The sequence below is a fragment of the Streptomyces enissocaesilis genome (assembly GCF_039533765.1).
Classification (GTDB): domain Bacteria; phylum Actinomycetota; class Actinomycetes; order Streptomycetales; family Streptomycetaceae; genus Streptomyces; species Streptomyces enissocaesilis.
In genome coordinates this window covers 1-21516 of sequence record NZ_BAAAUD010000109.1, presented here as the reverse complement: position 1 = coordinate 21516, position 21516 = coordinate 1, and the positions used below count along the sequence as shown (strand labels likewise).

Annotated in this window: 17 protein-coding genes; 4 read left to right on the top strand and 13 right to left on the bottom strand. The window is 65.6% G+C overall.

The window, feature by feature from the left end; genetic code table 11:
* Window positions 1–131: 131 nt before the first annotated feature.
* Window positions 132–425 (bottom strand): peptidase inhibitor family I36 protein, encoded by a 294-nt coding sequence (locus ABD374_RS33125; RefSeq protein ID WP_344500627.1) that lies wholly within the window; start codon window positions 423–425, stop codon window positions 132–134.
* A gap of 341 nt (window positions 426–766) precedes the next feature.
* Window positions 767–1327 carry a BlaI/MecI/CopY family transcriptional regulator gene (locus ABD374_RS33120; protein WP_344500615.1) on the bottom strand — a complete coding sequence of 187 codons (561 nt, stop codon included), beginning with the start codon at window positions 1325–1327 and terminating at the stop codon, window positions 767–769.
* 396 nt (window positions 1328–1723) lie between these two features.
* On the opposite strand from ABD374_RS33120, the gene ABD374_RS33115 reads away from it, so the two are divergent.
* Window positions 1724–2356, top strand: coding sequence for a TetR/AcrR family transcriptional regulator (locus ABD374_RS33115; protein WP_344500613.1), 633 nt, complete (start codon window positions 1724–1726; stop codon window positions 2354–2356).
* Window positions 2357–2870: 514 nt separating this feature from the next.
* Here ABD374_RS33115 and ABD374_RS33110 read toward each other — a convergent pair.
* The gene (locus tag ABD374_RS33110) at window positions 2871–3506 is read right to left on the bottom strand and encodes a hemerythrin domain-containing protein (protein WP_344500611.1); all 636 of its coding nucleotides are present in this window, start codon (window positions 3504–3506) and stop codon (window positions 2871–2873) included.
* A 668-nt stretch (window positions 3507–4174) separates the two neighbouring features.
* Here ABD374_RS33110 and ABD374_RS33105 point away from each other — a divergent pair.
* Window positions 4175–4807 carry an isochorismatase family protein gene (locus tag ABD374_RS33105; RefSeq protein WP_344500609.1) on the top strand — a complete coding sequence of 211 codons (633 nt, stop codon included), beginning with the start codon at window positions 4175–4177 and terminating at the stop codon, window positions 4805–4807.
* A gap of 919 nt (window positions 4808–5726) precedes the next feature.
* Here the strand turns inward: ABD374_RS33105 and ABD374_RS33100 are convergent.
* The 3 genes from ABD374_RS33100 to ABD374_RS33090 form a co-directional block, all read right to left on the bottom strand.
* A complete protein-coding gene (locus tag ABD374_RS33100; RefSeq protein ID WP_344500607.1) occupies window positions 5727–6152 on the bottom strand; it encodes a nuclear transport factor 2 family protein in 426 nt (141 codons plus the stop codon).
* A 201-nt stretch (window positions 6153–6353) separates the two neighbouring features.
* Entirely contained in the window at window positions 6354–7466 is a 1113-nt protein-coding gene (locus tag ABD374_RS33095; protein ID WP_344500605.1) for an XdhC family protein, read from the bottom strand.
* A gap of 487 nt (window positions 7467–7953) precedes the next feature.
* Window positions 7954–8919 (bottom strand): GlxA family transcriptional regulator, encoded by a 966-nt coding sequence (locus ABD374_RS33090; protein WP_344500603.1) that lies wholly within the window; start codon window positions 8917–8919, stop codon window positions 7954–7956.
* A gap of 1161 nt (window positions 8920–10080) precedes the next feature.
* Here ABD374_RS33090 and ABD374_RS33085 point away from each other — a divergent pair.
* Both ABD374_RS33085 and ABD374_RS33080 read left to right on the top strand, forming a co-directional pair.
* Window positions 10081–10821, top strand: a complete 741-nt coding sequence (locus ABD374_RS33085; protein WP_344500601.1) for an ABC transporter ATP-binding protein — start codon at window positions 10081–10083, stop codon at window positions 10819–10821.
* A 1-nt stretch (window position 10822) separates the two neighbouring features.
* Window positions 10823–12130, top strand: coding sequence for an ABC transporter permease (locus ABD374_RS33080; RefSeq protein ID WP_344500599.1), 1308 nt, complete (start codon window positions 10823–10825; stop codon window positions 12128–12130).
* Window positions 12131–12354: 224 nt separating this feature from the next.
* Here ABD374_RS33080 and ABD374_RS33075 read toward each other — a convergent pair whose 3' ends face one another.
* The 7 genes from ABD374_RS33075 to ABD374_RS33045 all read right to left on the bottom strand — a co-directional run bounded on the left by ABD374_RS33075 (window position 12355) and on the right by ABD374_RS33045 (window position 21062).
* Window positions 12355–13248: an SDR family oxidoreductase gene (locus ABD374_RS33075; protein ID WP_344500597.1), complete on the bottom strand. Its 894-nt coding sequence runs from the start codon at window positions 13246–13248 to the stop codon at window positions 12355–12357.
* 430 nt (window positions 13249–13678) lie between these two features.
* Window positions 13679–15808, bottom strand: a complete 2130-nt coding sequence (locus tag ABD374_RS33070) for a xanthine dehydrogenase family protein molybdopterin-binding subunit (RefSeq protein ID WP_344500595.1) — start codon at window positions 15806–15808, stop codon at window positions 13679–13681.
* Window positions 15805–16812, bottom strand: a complete 1008-nt coding sequence (locus ABD374_RS33065; protein WP_344500593.1) for an FAD binding domain-containing protein — start codon at window positions 16810–16812, stop codon at window positions 15805–15807. The genes ABD374_RS33070 and ABD374_RS33065 overlap by 4 nt, the downstream gene beginning before the upstream one ends.
* Window positions 16809–17357 carry a 2Fe-2S iron-sulfur cluster-binding protein gene (locus tag ABD374_RS33060; protein WP_344500591.1) on the bottom strand — a complete coding sequence of 183 codons (549 nt, stop codon included), beginning with the start codon at window positions 17355–17357 and terminating at the stop codon, window positions 16809–16811. The genes ABD374_RS33065 and ABD374_RS33060 overlap by 4 nt, the downstream gene beginning before the upstream one ends.
* Window positions 17358–17387: 30 nt before the next feature.
* Window positions 17388–18644, bottom strand: coding sequence for an MFS transporter (locus tag ABD374_RS33055; RefSeq protein WP_344500589.1), 1257 nt, complete (start codon window positions 18642–18644; stop codon window positions 17388–17390).
* 518 nt (window positions 18645–19162) lie between these two features.
* A complete protein-coding gene (locus tag ABD374_RS33050; RefSeq protein ID WP_344500587.1) occupies window positions 19163–19960 on the bottom strand; it encodes an MBL fold metallo-hydrolase in 798 nt (265 codons plus the stop codon).
* 139 nt (window positions 19961–20099) lie between these two features.
* On the bottom strand, window positions 20100–21062 hold the full coding sequence (locus ABD374_RS33045) for an SDR family NAD(P)-dependent oxidoreductase (RefSeq protein ID WP_344500585.1): 963 nt from the start codon (window positions 21060–21062) through the stop codon (window positions 20100–20102).
* Window positions 21063–21516 lie beyond the last annotated feature (454 nt).

Genomic DNA, 21516 nt, shown 5'->3' with positions numbered 1-21516 from the left:
AACGTGAGGAGACCGTTGCAGAGCACTCCGGCCCGCTCCGCGCACATGCGCAGAACGGGCCGGCGGCAGGTGCCTGTGTAGGGCAGACCATGACGCGGGGTTTACCCGGATCGTCGATTGTGGGGGCGAGGTCAGCTGCCGGTGACCACCCGGTAGCTCACCGCCGCATAGGGGAACTGGCCCGCGTGCAGGCTTCCCAGGGCGAAGTAGGAGTCACCGGCCGCGCCGGGCAGGCCCGGCCGGCAGTTTGCGTTGTAGTAGACATACACGTCGGACGCGGACACGTTCATTGCCGACAGGGCCGGCTGGGACAGGTTCTGGCAGCCGGATGCGTTCAGGTCGGCGACCGTCCTCGTGCCGGTCAGGTTCTTGCCGCTGAAGAACGACACCCCGGAGTCCGTAGCCGCCGAAGCCGACGGGGCCATGGCCGTACAAGCGAACAGGGCGGCTCCGCCAGCAGCCGTAGCAGCAACGATCCGTCGCGTTTTGCGGTTCACCATGCGTGACTCACCTCATCAGTGGGAAGAAGGGCGGTGCAACACGGTGGAGGCCGCTCCACCAACGCCCGAGCAAGATTATTGCATCTTAAAATACTCGGCGCCAGGTGTGAATGAGCCATTGACATCTGCAGACGCGTAGCACCTCCGAGAAAATACGTTTGAAAACAGGTTGCTGGGCGGAAGCCCAGGCATGATCTGAACGAACTCAGAAGTGTGCACGCCGACGACAGGGCAACGGCATATCGCATCCGGCACGCCGCCGATCTCTAAACGGAATTTGCAGTCACCGGTTCGCTCACTGAGTACATGACCGATCGTCCCTGCTTGTGCCGCCGGACGTGGCCCTTGGCGACGAGTCCTTCGATCGTGTTGCGGACCACCTGCACGGAGGGCTGCCGGTCCGGATGCTTCCGCAGGAACTCCTCATGCACCTCCCTGGCCAGGCGTGGCTCGTCATGGGTTCGCAGCAGGTTTAGAACGAGGTCTCTGAGCAGGGGCTGTTTGCTGCCGGCCTTCGGGGCGGTCTCCTTCTCGGGCCGATGGCGACCGCTCTCCGACAAGTCCGGGGAGGGCTCAGTAGGGTACTGTCCCACGGAAAAATCCGCAGAGGCGCCCCCCTGCACCTGACCTGGTGTAGGTCCCCCAAGCGGCGCCACCGCAGACTGCCCTGTGAGGTTGCAGATGTGCACCAACAGGGCCTCCTCTTCCCGCAGTGCCTCCACGTGGCTCATCAGTTCTGCTTGCCGACGGCGGTTCTCCTCCAGGTCGGCGTGGGCTAGTTCCGCGTAGCGCGACTTGAGTGGGCCGGAGGCCGGTTCGCTAGGCACAGCCGTTGCTCCCTTGTGTGTGGATGACGCTGGGCATGGTACTCACGGGCTCGTCAGAGCCGAGCCGCGGGAACGCACCAAAGATGCACGATAGAGCCAGTATGCCTCGCAACCGGCCGCCCGCAGGATGACCGGCATCGCGTGATGCCGACAGGCAGGCCTTTCGACATCTGTGCACGAGCCTGGCAGTTGTGATGTAGATATACGCCGAACGGCACGGCCCTGGCATGAGCCCACCAAGCCTGTGGTGCCTGTGCGCTATCGATATGGCCAGGCACTTCAACGAATCACGAAGCAACTGACTCCGTATGTCCTTGTCCGCCCATTGACCGTAGCTCTTTTAGGAACAGGTAAGGTATGCCGCAAAGGGCCTCTGTCGGCGGGGTGAGGAGAACGGTGAGCACCAGGAGTTACCGCTCCCCGCGGCGCATGGACTCAGCTGCTGAGACCCGCGCCGCGATCCTGAGAGCGGCCGAGGAACTCTTTATCACCCACGGTTACTCCAACGTTACCGTGGGAAGGATTGCCGCGGCCGCTCGAGTAGCGACGCAGACCGTCTACAGCAGTACCGGCGGCAAAGCAGACATTCTCCTGGAACTGCTCACTCCTGCGATCGAAGACTCGAGTGTTGAGCGCACGATGCGCCGGATCACCGAGACCGAGGATCCGCGTGAGGTCATCAACGCCACTGCGCAGGGAACCCGGCAGGCACACGAGGGGCACTGGCGGATGCTGGAGGCCCTGGTGCCCCAATGCCATGCCGAGCCGAGCGCTGCAGCCGTACTGGCGGCAGGCAATGTGGAGTTCATGAAGGTGCTCACACTGATTGCTGAGCGGCTGAGTGGCCTTGATGCTCTGCGTCCGGGCTTGACCACGGACAAAGCCGCCGACCTGCTCTGGTTTCACGTGGGCCAGGACGCCTGGTTCAGTCTGGTCAGCCACCGGCACTGGAGTTTCGATGATGCCGAGCAATGGCTGGCAAGGGCGGCAAGGTGGGCTGTGCTTGCAGATCCCGAGGCTGAACGGTAGCGGCACAACCCGTCAGCTCGGACCAAGTCCTCCCCCTCGCCGGAGGCAGGCAGACACGCGGCCCAGCAAGAGAGCACGCTCGATCACGTTCTAAGCGTTGGCACTCGCGATTCTCGCTACGCCCTTCCGAACGCCCTGCTGGCGTTGACGCTGCAAGACATCCCCGCGACTGGGCAGACAGCTCGTGCGCACAGCACCCGCCGCACGGGCTCGAGGTGCCGGCAACGCCTGGACGCCGGTGATGCGCCTATGCCGCCATGTCGGGTGCCCGCTGCAACGTACAGACGCAGCGATGGATGGAGCGACGCAGGTCGTCGTGGCACCAAGAGACCGAGCCCGCTCATACCCCGGTGTGAGCAACATCGCCGACCGCATGCGGCTGCACCTAGCACGCGGCCCAAGCGGCAGCGCCATCGCCATGGTGCTGGCATGGACGATCCGGTATAGCGGGTGCTCCTGGGCCCGCCCGAGGCGCTCAGGAGGACCGGCGCCCCCTGAGACCGAGGGGAGCCGTTCAGCTCACGTCCGCACCAGAAAGTACCGCGAGCGATGCCCGGGCCTGTTCCCGCATGACCGGTACCAACTCCAATGCAAGCGCAGGAAGTCCAGACAGGATGAGACCTACCTCCTCCGGCGTCCCAACCTCATCGAAGAACCCCACGGTCAGGTGCGCCGCTTCCATCGGAGAGGTGGCGATGACCTCCTGGGAGAAGGCCGCCCAGCTTTCGGGCGGTAGCTTCTCCAGGGCGGGAAACAGGATGGGCTCCTCGTGCACCAGGTGGCGATGGACGAGCTCACGTACAACATTGGCCGCCTGGTGCAGGCTCTCCCGGTCAGCGTCGCTTCCCGCCGGAGCAGCCTCCAACGCATCAAGCGCCCCGTCCAGCTGGTCGTGCTCCTTACTGAGGGTGGCGAGCTCTTCGGCCGCCTCCGGCGCAACGGCGCAGATCATCGGCCACAGCTGCCGATCTTCCGTCTCGTGATGATGGTGCAGGTTCTTAACCAGGTAGTTACGCAGCTCGGCGACAGCCGCAAGAGGTACTGACGGACGAAGCGCGGCCTGCGACAACAGGGTGGTAGCGCGACGGTGCAAGCCATGGGACAGGCGTGTTTCAGTGACGGCGACGGCCTCCGTACCGGAATGGTTCATGGCGACCACTCTAATCGATAGATACCTACCTATGGAAAACCTTCACAGCTTGTAGGGCGCAGTGCACGCACCTATGGCCGTGCGCGATCGTGCCCCACGCCTCAAAACCACGCCTTAGCTGACGATGTGTCACTTCATGTGGCGGGTGGACGTCAGTGGGATGCGCAAGGCCATGACGGCGCGAGTGCCGAAAGTGCAGGGGCCGTCGAAGGGAATCACTCCACCAGAGGGCGTAACCCCTGTTCCTCTCCCGCCAACCCTCTGACAGAAGCATGCGCCTCACTGGCAACTACGGTGCGCACGGCTTCGGCAGACAGGAGTGTGGCAGGGCGCCGTCACATGAGCCTTTAATCCCTCTTCGCGCCAGCGCGGTCAGCGCCGGGAAGTCGCGGGGCGGGGACCCGGTGTGCCGTACAGCCCGATGTCCGCCGCCAGGGCCACGTCGAAGGCGCGGTACAGGCGGGCGCGGCAGTACGTGAGGGCGGACACCGCTCGGGGCAGGACCCCCCGCCCTCCATGCGGGACCGATCAGGACGGGGCAGGCTGCCGGCAGGGAACAATGTGGCCTGCCACTGGGCTTCGGCACGAAGTCGACGCGGCCGCGGGTGTAGTCTCGACTCCGTTTACCTAGCCCTCTCTAATGAATATTGCATCCTCTAGGAGTCGTCATGCATATCGATCGCCGGTCCGCCGACAATACGGGCATAGTCCTCATCGACTACGTCACCGGGTTCGCAAATGTGTTCACCTCTCAGAACGTGAGCGAGAACATTAACGGTGCAGTGGCTCTGGCCAAGACAGCACTGGGCTATGAGGTGCCGCTCGTGGTGACTCTCGGCCCCGAGCAGGATCCTCGCGGCCCGCTCTACCCGGAGCTGTCCGCCGTCCTGGGCGAGCACCCGCTCGTGCACCGCGGAGGTTCCTTCGATGCGTTCGATCACCAGGGCTTCGAAACCGCAGTGGCGGCTATGGACCGGAAACACTTGGTCCTCGCCGGTCTGATGACCGAGGGATGCATCGTGCACACCGCTTTGGGTGCTCTGCGTCGTGACTATGAAGTGTCACTTGTCATCGATGCGACCGCGGGGGAGACGCCGGCCATTCACGACGCCGCCGTCACCCGCCTCGTACAGCTGGGCGTCACCCCGACGTCCTGGCTGTCCCTGGCCTCCGAGTTCCAGCGCACCTACGACGACGAGAAGTCCGTCGGGGTGTACTACGACCTGCTCACCCTCAAGCCGGGCATGAGTAAAAACCTACACGCTCTGCAGTCGGCCGTAGCTCTCGGCCAGGCGAGCTGACTACGGCCGAGCTGGCTATACCTGACCGCGATTGCGGGCGGGGTTCCGGACCGGACTCCGCGCACTGCGGCAACCATTGCCCGCAGCACGCTATCGCTGGGAACTGGCCGCAGGCAGTGCTCCCAGCGAAAAGGGGAAACTGGATGCGCTGCAGGGTGCATGTCTGATTCCAACGGGGCGGGGTCAAGGCGCTGCCACACGGCCCATACGCTGCAGAGTCGGGCGAGCCCGCGGCGACGACGCTGGCAGCACAAACAGTCGTCCACGCCCAGCACCTGCGGCAGCGGATCGATGGGCGCGTAGTGCATCCGTGCCCGGGAGCCGAGCGGTGCGTTACAGGGATCGCCGCACCACGACGGTTGCGGCGGCCATACTGACAGGGAGCGCGGAGACCGTGGGCCGGCCGGAGTGGCCGCGCACCTAGTCGCCCAGGAAGAGGGCGGCTGTCTCAAGGCCGTAGCAGGGCGGTACTCCCTCGTGTCAAAACCATTCCGCAAGGGATGGGTGCAGGAGAAGGACAAACGCTCGGCCGGAGTTTCCCGGCCGAGCGTTTTGCGTGGGCGGCTGTTGAGGCTGGTGAAGACCGTGTCAAGGTCGGTTCAGGCGCGTCTGGACATGCCCGAAGGCATGGGAACGTGCTGCCGCAGCAGACCGTTGGGCGACCGTCGGACCACCGCTGCCCGGGCCCAGGGTCGCAGAAACTGACATCTGTGTGGCGGTGACGAAGGCGTTGGCCATCTCGTTGCCATGGCCCCAGGTGACGGACACGGCTGTAGCGGGCAATGGTCTGGGGCAGCCGCGCGCCTTCGGCGCCTACACCGAGCGTGGTACAGGGCGTCGAGAATGCACTGCCGGCCATTGCGGAGGCTGCGCCCACACCGCACCGATTAGTACATAGCCCTCGCCGGTGCCGGCATCGTCAGTCCTGCGCTTCGCGGAGCAGCCGGCGCACGAGCCGGTTGTCGTAGAGCCCCCGGTAGGCATGGATAAGCCCGTCTTGGCCGATTTCCAACCGGTCGTCTCCGTGGAACTCGACGGCTCGGTCGCCTCCCTTCGGGGTTCCCTTAAAACGCCACGCCACCACGATCGCGTCACGCTCCACCTCTACGTACAGTCCCATACGCGTGAAGGAGGACGAGCCTCGCGGAAATGTCTGCGCCATGCTCAGCACGTGCTGACGGACATGCTCGCGGCCACGCCGCGTGTCTCCGAGCGCAGGTTCGTCGTACAGCAGGTCCTCCGCGCACAGCGCTGCGACCGCATCACCGTCCAAATCAGTCCAAGCCTTCTCCCATTGGTCACAGATCGTAGCGAAGCGCGCCATGCGGGCGGTGCTGGCGGACATTGTGGTCACATCCCTTGATCGCGGGTGAGATGGGGCGGGCCGTACTCCGCCCATGGTGAAAGTGTCTTGAGACGCTGCGGCAGTGCGCCCGCGAACTGGGCACGGCGCCTATGGGGCGGTTTCGGATCGGTGCAGGTGGCGACGACCGTCTGGATGTTGGCTGTCAGGCTCATGTTGCAGCGCCTGCCGGGTGGGACATCGTCAGTTCCTGTGAATGGGGGTGCCCGAAACCCGGAGTGAGGCCCCGCTTCCGCCGTGCCGCAAGGCGACTATTTCGGCGACGATGGACACGGCGGTCTCTTCGGGTGTGCGGGCACCGAGATCCAGACCGATGGGGGAATGGAGTCTTGCCAGTTCATGATTGCTGAGCCCGGCCTCATGCAGCCTCCGCTGGCGGTCGGCGTGCGTGCGTCGAGAGCCCATGGCGCCGACATAGGCGACGGGAAGCCGTAGGGCGAGCTGAAGGAGCGGTATGTCGAATTTGACCTCGTGTGTGAGGACACAGAGCACGGTGCGTTCATCCGTGTGTGTGCTTGCCAGGTATCGCTGAGGCCAGTCGGTGACGACCTCATCGGCCGCGGGGAAGCGGGCGGCTGTGGAAAAAACGGGACGGGCATCGCACACCGTCACGTGATAGCCAAGGGGCTTCCCTGCTGCAACCAGCGCGGCGGCGAAGTCCGTGGCACCGAAGACGATCATTCGTGGCGCCGGGACACGCACCTCCACCAGCAAGGTGAGCGGTGCGCCGTAGTACGAGCCGTCGGTGCGGATGACCACTGTGCCTGTCCGTCCTGTCGTCAAGGCAGTGCGCGCTGCTGCCACAGCGGACGCTTGCAGATCCGGATGGTCACCGAAGCCGCCTTGGTGCGACCCGTCAGGCAGGACCAGCAGTCCACGCCCCCTCAGCTCAGCCGGGCCTCTTGCCACCCGCGCTACCGCGGCCGCCTTACCCAGGGCGGCAACAGCTGCAGCGGACGCGAGGACCGTCCGTACGGCATCCGTCCTTCGTATTGGGGTGACCAATACATCGATGCTGCCACCGCAGGTCAGTCCTACTGCAAAGGCGTCCTCGTCGCTGTAGCCGAAATGCTCCAGCACGGTTTCACCATCGCGCAGGGCCTGTTGACACATATCGTAGACAGCGCCTTCTACGCAGCCGCCGGAGACCGATCCGACGACAGTTCCGTCGGTAGTCACAGCAAGGGCGGCGCCCGGCGCGCGGGGGGCGCTGCCGCTGACAGCGGTAACGGTTGCTACCGCGAAGTCACGGTCCTCGCTGATCCACCGGTACAACTCCTCGGCGATGTCCAGCATCCAGTCTCCTGCAAATAGTGAAGGTAGCTCTCGGCGCGCCCTGGGGCACGCTGGTGGCGCGCTTCATGGCTATATCCAGCTGCACGCCGTGCACGATTCAACTGCCGGCGGTGGGGCAGGCATGCGGTAGAGGCTGTCTGTCACGGAGTGGGTGCGACAACCTGAGCGTTCTGGGTGACCGCAGGGGTGATCTGCAGGCCCTGCGTGCGGGGAATTACGCTTCTTCGGCGAGACGTGCAGCACTCGGCCGGCCTGCGCGGGAAGCCTACGCGTTTGGCATGTGTCTGCTCCCGCCAGGTGCTGTCGCTGTCTCTGGGGTGGCGGGTGCAGGGTGAAAGCCGGTGGCCGCGCGTGAAGTGGGCTGAAACGATGAACCGGCCGTCATTCCGGGGACTCGTGTCACCATGCGCAGACTGGCATCAGGTCGTTCTCCTCCGGGATGCTGCAAGCACAGCCAGCGGATCACCGGCAGCGACTCACATGCGTTCTATGCCACCGTCTTGAACCGGTGCTGGTAGGCCCGCGGTGAGATTCCCAAGCGGTTGATGAAGGCACGCCGCAGAGTTTCCATGCTTCCGAACCCTGACATGTAGGCGGTGTTGGTCACCGATTCGCCGTTGTCGAGAAGCGAACGGGCACTGTCGAAGCGCACCTGCTCAACGAACTTGGCGGGTGTCGTCTGCACTTCTTCCTGGAAGAGGCGGCAGAGGTGGCGCGGGCTGACGGCCGCGCGGTGTGCGAGGTCTGCCAGCGTGTACTGCGCAGTGGGGTCTGCGAGAATCTCCTCGGTCAGCCTGCGGACCAGAGGGTTGCGGGGGGTGAGTGTTGCTGCACCCGAGCCAGCATTGTCCGGCGGTTGGTAGACGACAAGATCCCGGGCGACCACGCTGTGTACCCTGTCGCCCTGGTCCTCTTTGAGGAGGTGCAGAGTCAACGCGATTCCGGCGCTTTCCCCGGCAGAGGTAATGAAGTTGCCGTCCGTGACGAGCTCGCTGTCATGGACGACATCGGCTTTCGGATAGCGGTCCTGCAGCCGTTGAGTGTGGTTCCAGTGCGTCGTCACCTTGCGGCCATCAAGGAGGCCGGCGGCTCCCAGGACGAAGGCGCCCGTGCACAGGCTTGCCACGCGTCGTGCACGTCCTGCCAGATGGCGTGCTGCCGAAATGTGTTCGGGAGTGAGGGTGCGAGTAGGCAAACTGCAGCCGCCCGCGATGATCGCCGTGTCGAGAGGGCCTTCATCGTGGGCGTTGCCGTCGGCGTGAAGAGAGAGGCCGCTGCCGGTTTTGACGTCTTTGCCGTCGGGGGAACATACGACGAGCTCGTAGTTGCTGCTTGCGTGCCGTGACTCGGCGAAGACTTCCGACGGTGCGGCAACATCCAGCATGGATACGCCGTCCACGACAAGAAGGGCAATTCTGCGCGATCCGGTCATATCCGGAATCGATACGTTCATGCGGCGATCGTAAGAACCAACTGGCTGATGTGTCAATTGATTAGAGTGATCTCTATCTGTTCACCTGTCGTCCATACATGTCGACAGGCGTCCCGCCTGGAGGTAATGAAATACGCCCCTATCATCCCCGGTCCGGGTCCCCAGGAGACCAGGGTAGTCACTGGTCGAGTCCCTGGGGTGGCGCGGCCCCGCACCGGGTCGCGCGGGACAGCGGGGATCACATGATCGGAACCAACGGGACGCGGTACCAGCGAGGTCAGCCCTTGACCTCGGGGTATGTCCACCGACTTGGGGCGTTCCTTGGAGCGGACACTTTGACGATGTAGCGATGGACCAGGGAAGGGTGTCCAAGTGGGGCGCCGCCTTCGGTGGCCAGCGAATGTACCTGCCGGTAGCCATCACCTGTGAACACCGCATGCCTACCCCTTCCGTGTCTGAGGGAGCACCAACGGCAGCGTTGGGCCCCCGCCTATGTGTGGGGCCAGCGCGGCAGGCCGAGCTGGGAGGCGGGACGGCACGCGCATCCTGGTCAAGTGGGCAAGCAGGCCAACCGTTGCTTCTCCCTCGGGATGAGACACTCCACCGCGGCCCTTAAGCCCAGCGACGCATGTCGACATCAGGAGGCCAGCCACGTACTTTATGACTCCAACGGCGAGGGCGTCGCGCATGTGGCGCGGATGGCATCTGGGCCCATACAGGCGTCTCGCCCTAGCCTCTACGGCAGTTGACCTCCGCACGGGAGCGTCACCGAGCAGCGGCCGGCGCGGAAGCCGCACTTTCGAAGTAACGGCGGCCGACCTGAGGTGGCCCTCAAGCGCATCTGTCGGGCCGACTTCCGTTCGGCCAGCGCCTCACAGGCGTTACCCGACCCGGTGCGGTCCACATCATCCTCGGTCGATTGCCTCACGTATAGGTCAAAAAGTACTCGCCGACCGACCAGCAAGGGTGGTGGGATGCGCGGGCAGGCTCGGCTTTGCCGTTCCCGACGCCGACCCATAAGAGTAGGGGCAGCCCATGACTGCCGCTTTTCCACGGGCTGGCCGACAGCAGCCAGCCGCCGTGAACGTCCCGCCCCGTAGGGTGTGTGTCCCTCTGGAGGTGGAGAAGCAACGTCCGGCGGAATGACGTATTCACCTGCCCCAGACCGTCAGGATCTCAGGTATGAACAAACATCTTCTCGAGATATGTAACCTCAGCAAAGCCATGCCTGCAGCCACGAACCAGGCACCGGTGCCAGTACTGCGAGGTATCTCACTCGACGTCGCGCGCGGCGAGTTCGTCGCCATCGTCGGACCGAGCGGCTCAGGGAAATCCACCCTGCTGTACTGCATGTCGGGGCTGGAGCCGCCCACAGAGGGGACGGTCCGCCTGCTTGGAAACGATCTGGATGCCCTTGACCGCAAGGCGCAGGCACGGCTGCGACGTGACCATGTGGGCTTCATTTTTCAGTCCTACAACCTCATCCCTTCGCTGACCGCATCGGAAAACGTTGCCCTACCCGCTCGACTGGCCCGTCGCAAGGCAGGCCGCGAACGGGTCGACGCTGCGCTGGCCGCTGTCGGCCTGAGCGGGCAAGCCGAGCAGAAGCCGGGGACACTGTCGGGCGGGCAGCAGCAACGGGTGGCCATTGCCCGAGTCCTAGCGATGAGCCCGGACATTGTGTTCGCTGACGAACCGACCGGAGCCTTGGACACCGAGGCAGGCACACAGGTTCTGGCCCTCCTGCGGAACACCGCAGCTCAGGACTGCTCGGTGGTGATGGTGACGCACGACCTGCAGGCGGCCGCCCGCGCTGACCGGGTCCTGGTCCTGCGAGATGGCGCTGTCCACCGAGAGTTGCTCCGCCCGAGCGCCGAGGAAGTCTTCGACGCAGTGACAGACCGCGGAAGCCAGGTGGCCTGACGTGATTCGTCTGATCCTCGGTGACCTCATCGATAATCTACGCATTTGGCTCGGTGCCGCGCTGATCGCTGCCGTGGCCGCCGTCGTGGGTGCGATTGTCGCAAGCGACATCCAGACCGCCACGCAGGTCGGTGGCACCGCCGGCCTCGCCCTGTACGGGATCAGCGGCACCGTCATCCTCTTCAGCGCCGTCACCTCCGTAGTTGTGCTCGGATCGATCACCAATCTGGCAGTCGCCCTGCATCAGCGCTCCTACGCGCTTTGGCAGCTGGTCGGACTCGGCCCGCAGCAGGTGCGCAGGGTGGTCAAGGCCCAGCTCGCGCTCATGGCCCTGATCGGAGGCGCCGCCGGATGCGCGGCCGCCGTGCCGTTGCTGCGCCCGCTCTTCGCCTTCTGCTTCGCAAATGTGCCGCAACTGAGGGACATAACGCCTGCGTTCAGTCCGGTTGCAGTCGGCGCAGTGATCGCATACGTGCTCGTCACGGTACTTCTGGGGGGTTCACGCGGTGCCCGCCGCGCTGCCCAGATACCCGCGATCCAGGCGCTGCGTGAACCTGAGGCACCAACCAAGGGCATGAGCACGACGCGCTGGCTCACCGGTGCAGCCCTCTTTCTCATCCTGGTCAGTATCGTCGTGAGCCTGCCGGGGGCAGAACCGGAGAAGGCGGCAACGTCGCTCATGCTGATCGGTCCCCTCACAGCTGGGCTACTTTCTGCTCTCAGCCCGGTGTTCATGGTGGCGCTCCTTCGCAGGTGGACTGCGGTATTGCCGCTGCCTCTGCCCGGGTGGTGGCATCTCGCCCGGCAGGCCGCCGCACACCACGCCAGTCAGAGCACCGCCGTCATCATTCCCCTCGTCATGGCCGTGTCCCTCGTGGGATGCCTTTATGCCTCGCAAGGCACCGCGCCGGGCGGGGACACGTTTTCTATCGGTGGGGTCGTGCTGCTGCTGGGAGGACCAATCCTGTTGTCCCTGACCGGTGCAACGGTCACGCTGTTCATGGCAGGACGCCAGCGAGACCGCGAGGTCGCCCTCTTGCTCGTGAGCGGCGGCACAACAGCGACGATAGTGGCGGCAGTTGTGTCCGAGGCCGTCATCTACGTGACCACAGCCGTACTGCTCGCCGTTCCGACCGTGCTGGCCACCGGTCTCGTCGGCGCGTGGGCGCTCGATGTGCCACCCGTGTTCGGTCTCGGCGCCGTGTCGACAGTCGTCGTTGCAAGTCTCGTCCTTATCACGACCGCTGCTGTCGTGCCGGCACTACTGGCCCTGCGCAAGAACACCGTGCGTACACTCGCCGCCGAGTGAAACCAATTGGGGTCTCCCTGCACACCCGTACTATCCGCGCCGATCACGCGCAAGAGATCTGTCGGTACGGACAAGCAGGGGGACCCGAGTGCAGACAAGGACAAACGGGTTTACGCACGGCCAGAACCGCTGGAACCGGCACCTCTGAATGTGCCGGTGGGACCGCCTCTCGTCCGTAAGCGGGGCCGGGAGTCGCTCCCGGAGCCACTGCCGCAGGGGGCTCCTCAGCCGTCCGTGGGCTTTTGGGTCTGAACGAAGTCCGCGACGTGGTCACGCGCGAAGTCGGTGATGGTACGGGCCGGGTTGCCGGTCACCTTCTCCACGGTCTCGGTGATGCCGGCGCCGTAGCCCTGACGCAGGATGCCGTCATAGAGGGTGGCGATGTCCTCCGCGTACTCGGCCGTGTTGCCATCGGCCGTGTAGCGGCGAAGGAAGTCTTCCCGGGTGGCGTCGAGGTGGCTGAGAGAGTGACCGGTGACCTCCCCCACCCGTGCCAGCGCCTGGTCGATGGTGAGCGCTTCCGGTCCCGTCAGCGCCAGATCGTGGTTTTCCATGGAGTCGGTCGTGAGTTCGGCCGCGGCGACATCGGCGATGTCACGGGAGTTGATCATCGACATGGCGCCATCGCCCGTCGGTAGGGGAAGGCGGCCCGAGGAGTCGATCCAGGGAATGTACTGCAGCAGGTTGTCCATGAAGAACGAAGGCCGCAGCACGGTATACGTGAGGCCACTGGCCGCCAGTTCCTGCTCTGCCGCATGATGGACACGGGCCAGGGCCAGCGGCGCGTCAGGTGAGGCGCCGCCAACGCTGAGCTTGACCAGACGCCGTACCTTCGCCGCGGAGGCCGCCCGGATCACGAACAGTTCCTGGTCGAGCTGGTCGGGCACATTGGCCGCCACCAGGAACACCGCATCGACGCCGTCCATCAGCGGAGCGACGGTCGCTTCATTCGCCAGATCGGCGACCACGACCTCAACGTCCGGCAGTTTTTGGCCGCGCAAGGCGGTGGCACTCTGCTGGCGACGCACGACGCCCCGAACTGGCACGCCCTGCTTGGCGAGCCTGCGCACCACGAGATTGCCGACGGTGCCTGAGGCCCCGGTGACCAGTACCTTCATGTCGTTCCTCCTCCTATCTGCGACAGCCCATGCGCGACCTGCAGTTGTCGGCTGTGGCTGCCGTGTGAAAACCCCGTCGGCTGGACGCCGAAACGGAGCAATACATTCCGACCCGCCGGGCAGCCCGCAGGACATGCCAGGTGAGACATGACGGTTCTGCCGCGCGCCTGCGAGCACCCACCGTTTTACGTGTGAGTGTTCGACCAGGGCACGTAGGTACCAACGAACCGTCCCCCCGAAGGCCGGTGCCTGCCAGTGCGTCAGGTGGCTTCTCGTCGAGACACCCGCTCCCGCCCTTTACAGGGGGCACCTGGATGCATCGGCACTGCGGACACAGCGACATCTGTCTGTGCCGACGTGCAGTCGGCGCCCCGGGGGAGAACCGGGAGCGGCACCGCGCAGACTCGCGCCGTCAGTGTCGCTTTCCAGCTCATCGCGGGCCCAAGTAGGAATTCGTGCCGTCAAGCGCAGCGTCGCGCACATCCTCCAGGCGCAGTGGCAGGTTCCGGAAACGCTGGCCCGTCGCGTGGTGCACGGCGTTGGCGATGGCCGCTGCTGCGCCGACGACACCGATCTCGCCGATCCCCTTGCTGCCGACCGGGCTGAGTTCGTCGTCTGCCTCAGGAAGCATGACGATGTCGATGTCGCTGATATCGGCGTGCGTCGGGAAGTGATAGCCGGCCAGGTCGGACTGGACGAAGTCTCCGAGGGCCTCGTCGATGTCCGCCGCTTCCATCAGGGCACCGCCGATGCCCATGATCATGCCGCCGATCAGCTGGGAGCGGGCGGTGCGCGGGTTGATGATGCGGCCGGCGGCGAAGACGCCGAGCATCCTTTCCACCCGTATCTGGCCCGTGACGGTATCGACCTTGACCTCGGCGAACTGAGCTCCGTAGGCGTTGCGGCTGACGTCACGCATGGCACTCACCTCTGCGGTCGTGTCAACGTCCACCACTGTCCCCAGCGGTGCGCCGTCGCGGAGTCTGGCTTTCAGGGTGCGGCCGGCCTTTTCGACCGCCCACCCCCAGGAGGCGGTGCCCAGGGAGGCCCCGGCGAACGCGGCCACGCTGTAGGAGGCACGGCCGAGGTCGAGGCGTATCCGAGCGACGGGGACTTCGAGTGCGTCCGCAGCGATCTGCGTGAGCACCGTCCGTGACCCTGTGCCGATGTCCACCGCACCGATCGCGACGGTGAAGGTGCCGTCGGTCTCGGCGGTGGCGTATGCGCGGCTCGGCACGGTGAAGACGGGATAGCGGGAAGCTGCCACACCCGTGCCGACAAGCCACCGGCCGTAACGGCGGGTGCCCGGCCGCCTGTCGCGGTCGGCCCAGCCGAATTGCTCCGCTCCCGTTTGCAGGCACGTGAGCAGGTTGCGGCTGCTGAACGGCTTGCCGTCGGAGGGATCGACCTCGGGCTCGTTGCGGATCCGCAGCTCGATGGGGTCCAGGTCCAGGCGATAGGCGAGTTCGTCCATCGCGCACTCGAGGCCGAACATGCCCGGCGTCTCACCGGGCCCGCGCATCCAGCCTGCCGAGGGAACGTCGAGCCGCACCGCCGTGCCGGTGGTCCGAGCGTGTTCGGCGGCGTACATCATACGGGCGGAGCTTGCCGTCTGATCCACGTAGTCGGACAGTGCCGACGTCATGTGCTGAGCCTCATGCACGATGGCGCCCAGCTTCCCGTTGCCGTCAGCTCCGAGCCTGATGCGCTGGATCGTCGGCGACCGGTAGGTCGCGTGCGCGGTCATCAACCGACGATTCCACGCGACCTTGACGGGCCGGTCGACCAACTTCGCGGCAAGGACCGCCAGCACGGCAGGCGGCCGCGGGGATGCCTTGGCGCCGAAGCCTCCGCCAACGTAGTCACAGACCACTTCGACGTCGTCAGCATCCATGGCCAGCAGGGCGGCGAACGCCTGACTGGTGTTGGAGGGCCCCTGCTCGGAGCTGTAGAGCGTCAGCCGCCCGTCCGTCCATCTGGCGAGGGTGGAGTGCGGTTCCATCGGATGGGGGTGCTGGGCCGGCGTGGTGTAGGCGACGTCGACGACGACCTCGGCGGTCTCCAGGGCGGCATCCGCATCACCGCGGCTGACGTTTCCCGGGCCCAGGTCACCGAGCATGGCCGGCACGTAGGCACGCGGATCCTGAGCCCGGAAGACGGCGTCGTACGCCTGTTCCTCGTAGCGGACGAGCAGATTCTCCGCACCTTCGCGGGCCGCCTCGGCCGAGGTCGCGATGACCGCGGCAACGATCTGACCTCGGTAGGCGATCTTGTCCGACTGGAGCACGTACAGCTCCGGTACGGACGCCTGCTGCACCGGGCCGAGGTCGATGTCCGTCTCGAGCCGGGCAGCATTGCCCGCATGCAGGACAGCCACGACCCCCGGCGTGACCATCGCGGAGTCCACGTCGATGTCCGCGACGCGTCCCCTGGCAATGGTCGAGGTCACCGGCCACGCGTACAGCACACCGTCGACGCGGTGTTCGTAGGCGTACGTGGCCGCGCCGGTGACTTTGGCCCGTGCGTCCTGGCGTTCGACCGGCGTACCAACCGAGGTCATCGTGTCACCTTCCGGTCCTCTGCGGGATGAGCGAGATCTGTGAGGAGGCCGACCGTCACATCCTTGACGAGGTTCACCTTGAACTCGTTTTGCGGCAGAGGTGTGGCGTGGCGCAGTTCGGCTCGCAGGGCCCGCTCGAAGAGTTCCGGGGAGGGTTTGTGGCCGCGGAGCTCGGCTTCGGCAAGAAAGGCGCGCCACGGCCGCGGGGCCACCCCGCCCCAGGCGATGCGGGCCTGCTTGATCCGCCCGTGGGCGTCCATCACCACTACTGCGGCCACACTGATCACCGCGAAGGCGTAGGACCAGCGGTCACGTACCTTGTGGTAACGCGATACCGCCCCTTCGGGGAGGGCCGGAAGTGCTACCTGCGTGATGAGTTCGCCGTGCTCCAGGACGGTCTCGCGGTGGGGGGTCGTGCCCGGTGCCACATAGAAGTCCTGCAGCTTCACCGTGCGCTCACCGGTGGCACTGCGCAGGCTCACGGTGGCGTCCAGCACCGAGAGAGCGACGGCCATGTCGGAGGGCTGGGTCGCAATGCAGGAGGTGGAGACGCCGAGGATGCCGAGATCGCGGTGTGCGCCAGCGCGGGCCGGACAGCCCGACCCTGGGGCTCGCTTGTTGCAGGGCTTGTTCACATCCTGGAAGTACGCGCAGCGGGTCTTCTGCAGCAGATTCCCTGCCGTGCTCGCGCTGTTGCGCAGCTGCCCGGATGCGCCTGCCAGGATGCTTTCGGACAGCACCGGGAAGTTGGCGCGGATGACGGGGTCGCCGGCGACGGCAGCGTTCGTCGCCATCGCGCCGATGACGGTGTGGCCGTCCTGGTGCGTCAGGTGGTCCAGGGGCAGGCGGGAGATGTCCACCAGGGCCTGCGGGCGGCTGACTCCGAGCTTCATCAGGTCAATGAGGTTGGTACCGCCGGCGAGGTAGACCGTCTCGGGATGGCCGGCGACCGCCAAGACGGCTTCGTCGACGCTGGTAGCACGCTTGTAGGCGAAGGACTTCATCGGTTGCTCCCCGCTGCCGCCTGAGCGATGGCGGCAACGATTCCGTAATGGGCGCCGCACCGGCAGAGATTGCCGCTCATGCGTTCCCGGATCTCGTCTGCATCAAGAGCGGACGCCGATTCGACACCTGCGGCCACATCGGGGGTGACGTGGCTTGGCCATCCTGCGTCCGCTTCCGCCAGTGCGCCCAGGGCAGAGCAGATCTGTCCGGGTGTGCAGTAGCCGCACTGCATGGCGTCATTGGCGACGAACGCTTCCTGCAGCGGGTGCAGACCGTCGCCCTCGGTGAGATCGGCGACTCCTTCGATGGTGACGACCGTGGCACCGTCGGCAGCGACCGCCAGCTTCAGACAGCTGTTAACCCGCTGCCCGTTCAACAGCACCGTGCACGCGCCGCACTGCCCGTGGTCGCACCCCTTCTTCGTCCCGGTGAGACCGAGATGCTCGCGCAGCAGATCGAGGAGTGTGACGCGGTGATCCACCAACAGCGTCTTTACGGTGCCGTTGATCTGCAGGATGACTTCGCTTGCGTTGACTGTATTCATTGGCCTCTCGGTTTTCACGTACGGGTGCCCCTACGCCGACTGCACGTCCGGGCGAGACACTGCCGATACCTGTGTATGGCGGCGCAGTCGCGTGGCCGCGATCAAGACCGCGATGACCGCGGGGAGCGCGGAGACGGTGTAGTCGGCTGGCAGGCCGTAACGGTCGACGAACAGGCCTCCGACGAAGGAGCCTGTCGCCAGGGACAGCTGGCTGACGGTCACGAACAGCGCAAGCCCGCCCTCTGCCGTGGTCCCGCGCATCATGTAGGTCTGCAGGGAGATGGGGATGGCTCCGTAGCCGATCCCCCAAAGGAACAGTGCGACGACGGCTGCGGGTTGGGAGTGCCACTGACCGAGGAGGAGCACCGACGCTGCCAGCACCGCTGCTGCGGTGCCCAGCGTGGCGGGAAGACTGCGATCGAGCGTGGCTCCGGCCGCGAAGTTGCCGACAAACCCCGCGACACCGTAGAGCAGCAGGAGTCCGCCGACGGTTGTAGCGGAGAAGCCGGCCTGGTCCGTCAGGAACGACGAGACGAAGGTGTAGGCCCCGAAGTGACCGAAGAAGAGCAGCGCAGACAGCAGCAGGCCGACCCGGACCTTCGGGCGGCGCAGCAGCCCGAAGACGTCCCCGGCGTGCAGGGCGCCCGCAGCGGGCATCCTCGGCAGAGTACGCAGCTGAACCAGCAGCACCGAGACGCTCAGGACACTCGCGGCCGCCAAGGCCGACCGCCAACCCCAGTACTGAGCCACGATGTTGCCCAGGGGCAGGCTCACCACCGTGCCGGCAGAGATGCCGGCCATGACCAATGAGGTGGCCCTCGTCACCTGCGTCGGCGCCACGAGCCGACGGCCCACGCCGACTCCCATCGTCCAGAACGCACCGATTGCGCCGCCCAGCACCAGACGGGCCACCATGAGGGTGCCGAAGTTGGGAGCGAGGGCCGCGATCACATCCGACACAGCGATGATCGCTGTCAGACCCCACAGGGCGGCACGCCGGTCAAGCTGCCCGAAGGCCAGCGTGAGAACAGGTGCGGCCACGGCGGCGAGAAGACCGGGAAGGACGAGGGCCAGGCCCGCTCTGCCGGCCGAGACATCGAACTGCTCCATGACGTCAGGCAGGACAGCGACCATGACGAATTGGGACAGAACGAGCGCGAAGGACGCGGCGGCCACCGAGCTGACGGCGATCCACCCGCCGCGCCCGCGCCCGGCCGCAACGGGCTGCGTCGCGGCTTCGTGTGAACCGTGGCAAGCGGGCAGGGTACTTCTGGCGTGCTGAATCACTGTTTGGTTGCCGTCCCCCGCCGGAGGACCGACCTGTAGCGGTTCGGGCTTTTGCTGGGACACCGATGGGCCTCTCGTCGGGAAAGGTTCGCCGCAGACGGCAAGCGCGGCGCACAGGTACGGCTGGTCTGGGGCGGCGCTTGTACTGGCCAGTGCGGAAACCGACTGTCTGCGGCGCCTTGAGGTACTGTCCGCAGCCGTCCTGCAGGTGTGATGTATGCAGAAGAGGAGACTTGCAGCATGCTTGCGGCTGCATTCATATGTTGCCGAGAGTAAGTGATAGGGGTTACGTGTAGCAAGACTCCTTGAATTCACACATATCGATATCAAGTTAGCACCGGTCGATGCCCCTGGTCGTCTTAAGCCTCGTGCGCAGCAGGAGCAGGTGAGTCAAGGCGCGCCCCGGTCGGTAAGCCGGGCTGCGACCCGGGGCAGACCCAGGTGTGCCCGCCGCAAGCTGCACGGTCCTCATCGAGGAACGTCGTCGGACAGTGTGGGGATGGCGAGTGGCCCAGCGCTTACACAGACCCTGCTGCTCGGCCGAACACGGCGTCGGGTTCGGCCCGCTGGAGGGCCTGGGCAGCCGCCTCCTTCACGCTTCCGTAATGCGCCGGTCCGTGTCCTGGCAGGATCGTGTCGGCGTCGATTCCCCCGAGTGCGACCAGGGACGTGAGGGCCCGGTCGCGGTTCGCGTGGAACATGTCGGGGAGTAGCTGAGGGCCGGTGATCCGGGAAGTTGGGTGGCCGGTGACCAGGGCGTCACCGCTGACAAGTATGCCGCTGCCGGGCAGGTGGTAGGCGCAGTGTCCCAGGGTGTGCCCGGGTGTGTGGATAGGGGTGGGAGCCCCGGGGAGGTCGAGAGAGCCGGGCGTGGGGAAGGGGCGCGGATTTAGGACAGGCACGTGGTAGGTTCCGCCGGCCCGCAGCGCGTGGAACGCCCAGGGCAGGACGCCAGGGTGTAGAGCCTGTGTGAGGACCTGACCGGCGGATACCTGCTGCAGGAAGTCCCGGCGGGCATGCGGAACCTCTTCCTGATGCATGAGAACAGGAATGTCGTGCAACGCCCGCATGCGCTCGGCTGCCCCGATATGGTCGTTGTGGGCATGAGTGACCAGCAGGGCGTTCACGGCGCCCTGGTGCAGTCCGAGAGTGGCGAGCGAGGCGAGCAGTCGTTCATAGTCGGCCGGGTAGCCGCTGTCGATGAGGGTCGCGCTGTCACCCTCTTTGACCACGACCCAGTTGGTATTGCTGCCTGAGACCAGGTACACTTCGTCGCGAATGTGGACAATGTCGTCGTCTCGGAATTTGTTCGGCATGCGTTTCCCTTTCGGTTGAGCCTGTCACAGACGAGACGAGCGACGAGCTGAACAATCACATCGCTGGTCGGGGGAAGACTGCCGCCGAAATAGTCGGAATCAGCCCCGGGCAGCGATGGCGCAGCCAGGTCCGCGCGCCCTATTTCGAGATGGCGTCAGTGGCGTAGTCCCACAGGCGGTCTGCGACTTCCGGATCGACAGCATGCGCGGCAACACCGCTGGCCTCGCCCTTGTCACCGGAGACGAGCACGGCCTCCTGGTTGTCCTCGAAGTAGCGGCCGGTCACGTCGGCCAGCAAAGGAGAGCCGGCAAGCAGCACCGACCCTGCAGCTCCCTGCGAAGGGGTCTTGTAGTAGGGCAGCGGCTTCACATTGCCGTCGTCGTCCATCACGCCGAAGGAACGCATGGTGTCGTCGTCGAGGTGCCGCTGCAGGTTGGTCAGCACGTAGCCGGGGTTGACCGCGTTGGCCGTGATGCCATCGCTCAACCAGCGGCGCGCACCGACAGCGAGGAGAACATCGGCCGACTTGGACTGTCCGTAAGCCGCCCACGGGTCATAGGGCCGCTGCTCGAACTGCGGGTCCGCCAAGTCGAGAGGAAAAGCGCGATGCGCTCCCGAGCTCACGATCACGATGCGGGCCGAACCAGATGCCGTCATTGATGGCAGAAGCGCGCTCGCCAGCGCAAAATGCCCCAGGTAGTTGGTGGCCAGCTGCATTTCCCAGCCCTCTGCGCTAGTCACCCGCTGCGGCAGGGCCATGATTCCGGCGTTGGCTACGAGGATGTCCAACGGGCCCTGCCACTCCCTGGCGAAATTGCGCACAGAAGAGAGGTCGGACAGCTCGAGCGCCTGGGCGCGCACGGGCCCGGCACCCGAGACACCGGACAGCTCGCTGACAAGCAGTCCCGCCGTCTCAGGACGGCGGGTGGCCACGGTGACCTCAGCGCCGGCCAGGGCAAGAGCCCTGACGGTTTCCGCACCGATGCCAGAGGTGCCACCGGTGACCAGGGCACGGCGCCCCGTCAGGTCGACACCGTCGATCACCTCACGGGCGCTCGCGTCAGGGGTGAAGGGAGTCGTTATCCGGGGTGATGCGTTCACAAGGGACTCCTTGGAAAAACGTGAGCATGCTGACGCACCCGAAGTTACTGGCGCACCGGTGGACGCTCCATCTTCGACTGTCCGGCATACATACGCGATCGTCCAAGCTGCGCATGTATCGCGAAGTCACGGGCGGCTACATCCGGCCTTGAAGATGTCCCCTCGGCAGGTCCTCTGCATGCCGTCAGACAGGCCGTCTTCCTGTGGACCGCACTCCGATCATCGAACCCGGCACGGGGCGCGAGTACGAGGTTTCGTGAGACCCCACTCGCACACCGATATCGCCGAAGCCGGTGCCGGTGCCGATGTGCTGTGTGGTGTGGGTATGGTGGCGGCCGCCTGGGTGGTGTGGGTGGTGTGGGTGTGGTGGCGGCCGCCGTCGGGGCGGGTCAGGGGGTGGTGTTGAGGGCTTCGTTGAGGCTGGCGACGGCGAGGAGGACGGCGTGCTTGGCGG

What these genes read in the sequence shown, in the direction of transcription:
- ABD374_RS33105 (WP_344500609.1), top strand. Translation starts at nt 4,175, where the DNA reads ATGCATATCGATCGCCGGTCCGCCGACAATACGGGCATAGTCCTCATC.
- ABD374_RS33125 (WP_344500627.1), bottom strand. Translation starts at nt 425, where the DNA reads ATGGCCCCGTCGGCTTCGGCGGCTACGGACTCCGGGGTGTCGTTCTTC.
- ABD374_RS33075 (WP_344500597.1), bottom strand. Translation starts at nt 13,248, where the DNA reads ATGAAGGTACTGGTCACCGGGGCCTCAGGCACCGTCGGCAATCTCGTG.
- ABD374_RS33110 (WP_344500611.1), bottom strand. Translation starts at nt 3,506, where the DNA reads ATGAACCATTCCGGTACGGAGGCCGTCGCCGTCACTGAAACACGCCTG.
- ABD374_RS33060 (WP_344500591.1), bottom strand. Translation starts at nt 17,357, where the DNA reads ATGAATACAGTCAACGCAAGCGAAGTCATCCTGCAGATCAACGGCACC.
- ABD374_RS33085 (WP_344500601.1), top strand. Translation starts at nt 10,081, where the DNA reads ATGAACAAACATCTTCTCGAGATATGTAACCTCAGCAAAGCCATGCCT.
- ABD374_RS33100 (WP_344500607.1), bottom strand. Translation starts at nt 6,152, where the DNA reads ATGTCCGCCAGCACCGCCCGCATGGCGCGCTTCGCTACGATCTGTGAC.
- ABD374_RS33065 (WP_344500593.1), bottom strand. Translation starts at nt 16,812, where the DNA reads ATGAAGTCCTTCGCCTACAAGCGTGCTACCAGCGTCGACGAAGCCGTC.
- ABD374_RS33050 (WP_344500587.1), bottom strand. Translation starts at nt 19,960, where the DNA reads ATGCCGAACAAATTCCGAGACGACGACATTGTCCACATTCGCGACGAA.
- ABD374_RS33090 (WP_344500603.1), bottom strand. Translation starts at nt 8,919, where the DNA reads ATGAACGTATCGATTCCGGATATGACCGGATCGCGCAGAATTGCCCTT.
- ABD374_RS33070 (WP_344500595.1), bottom strand. Translation starts at nt 15,808, where the DNA reads ATGACCTCGGTTGGTACGCCGGTCGAACGCCAGGACGCACGGGCCAAA.
- ABD374_RS33095 (WP_344500605.1), bottom strand. Translation starts at nt 7,466, where the DNA reads ATGCTGGACATCGCCGAGGAGTTGTACCGGTGGATCAGCGAGGACCGT.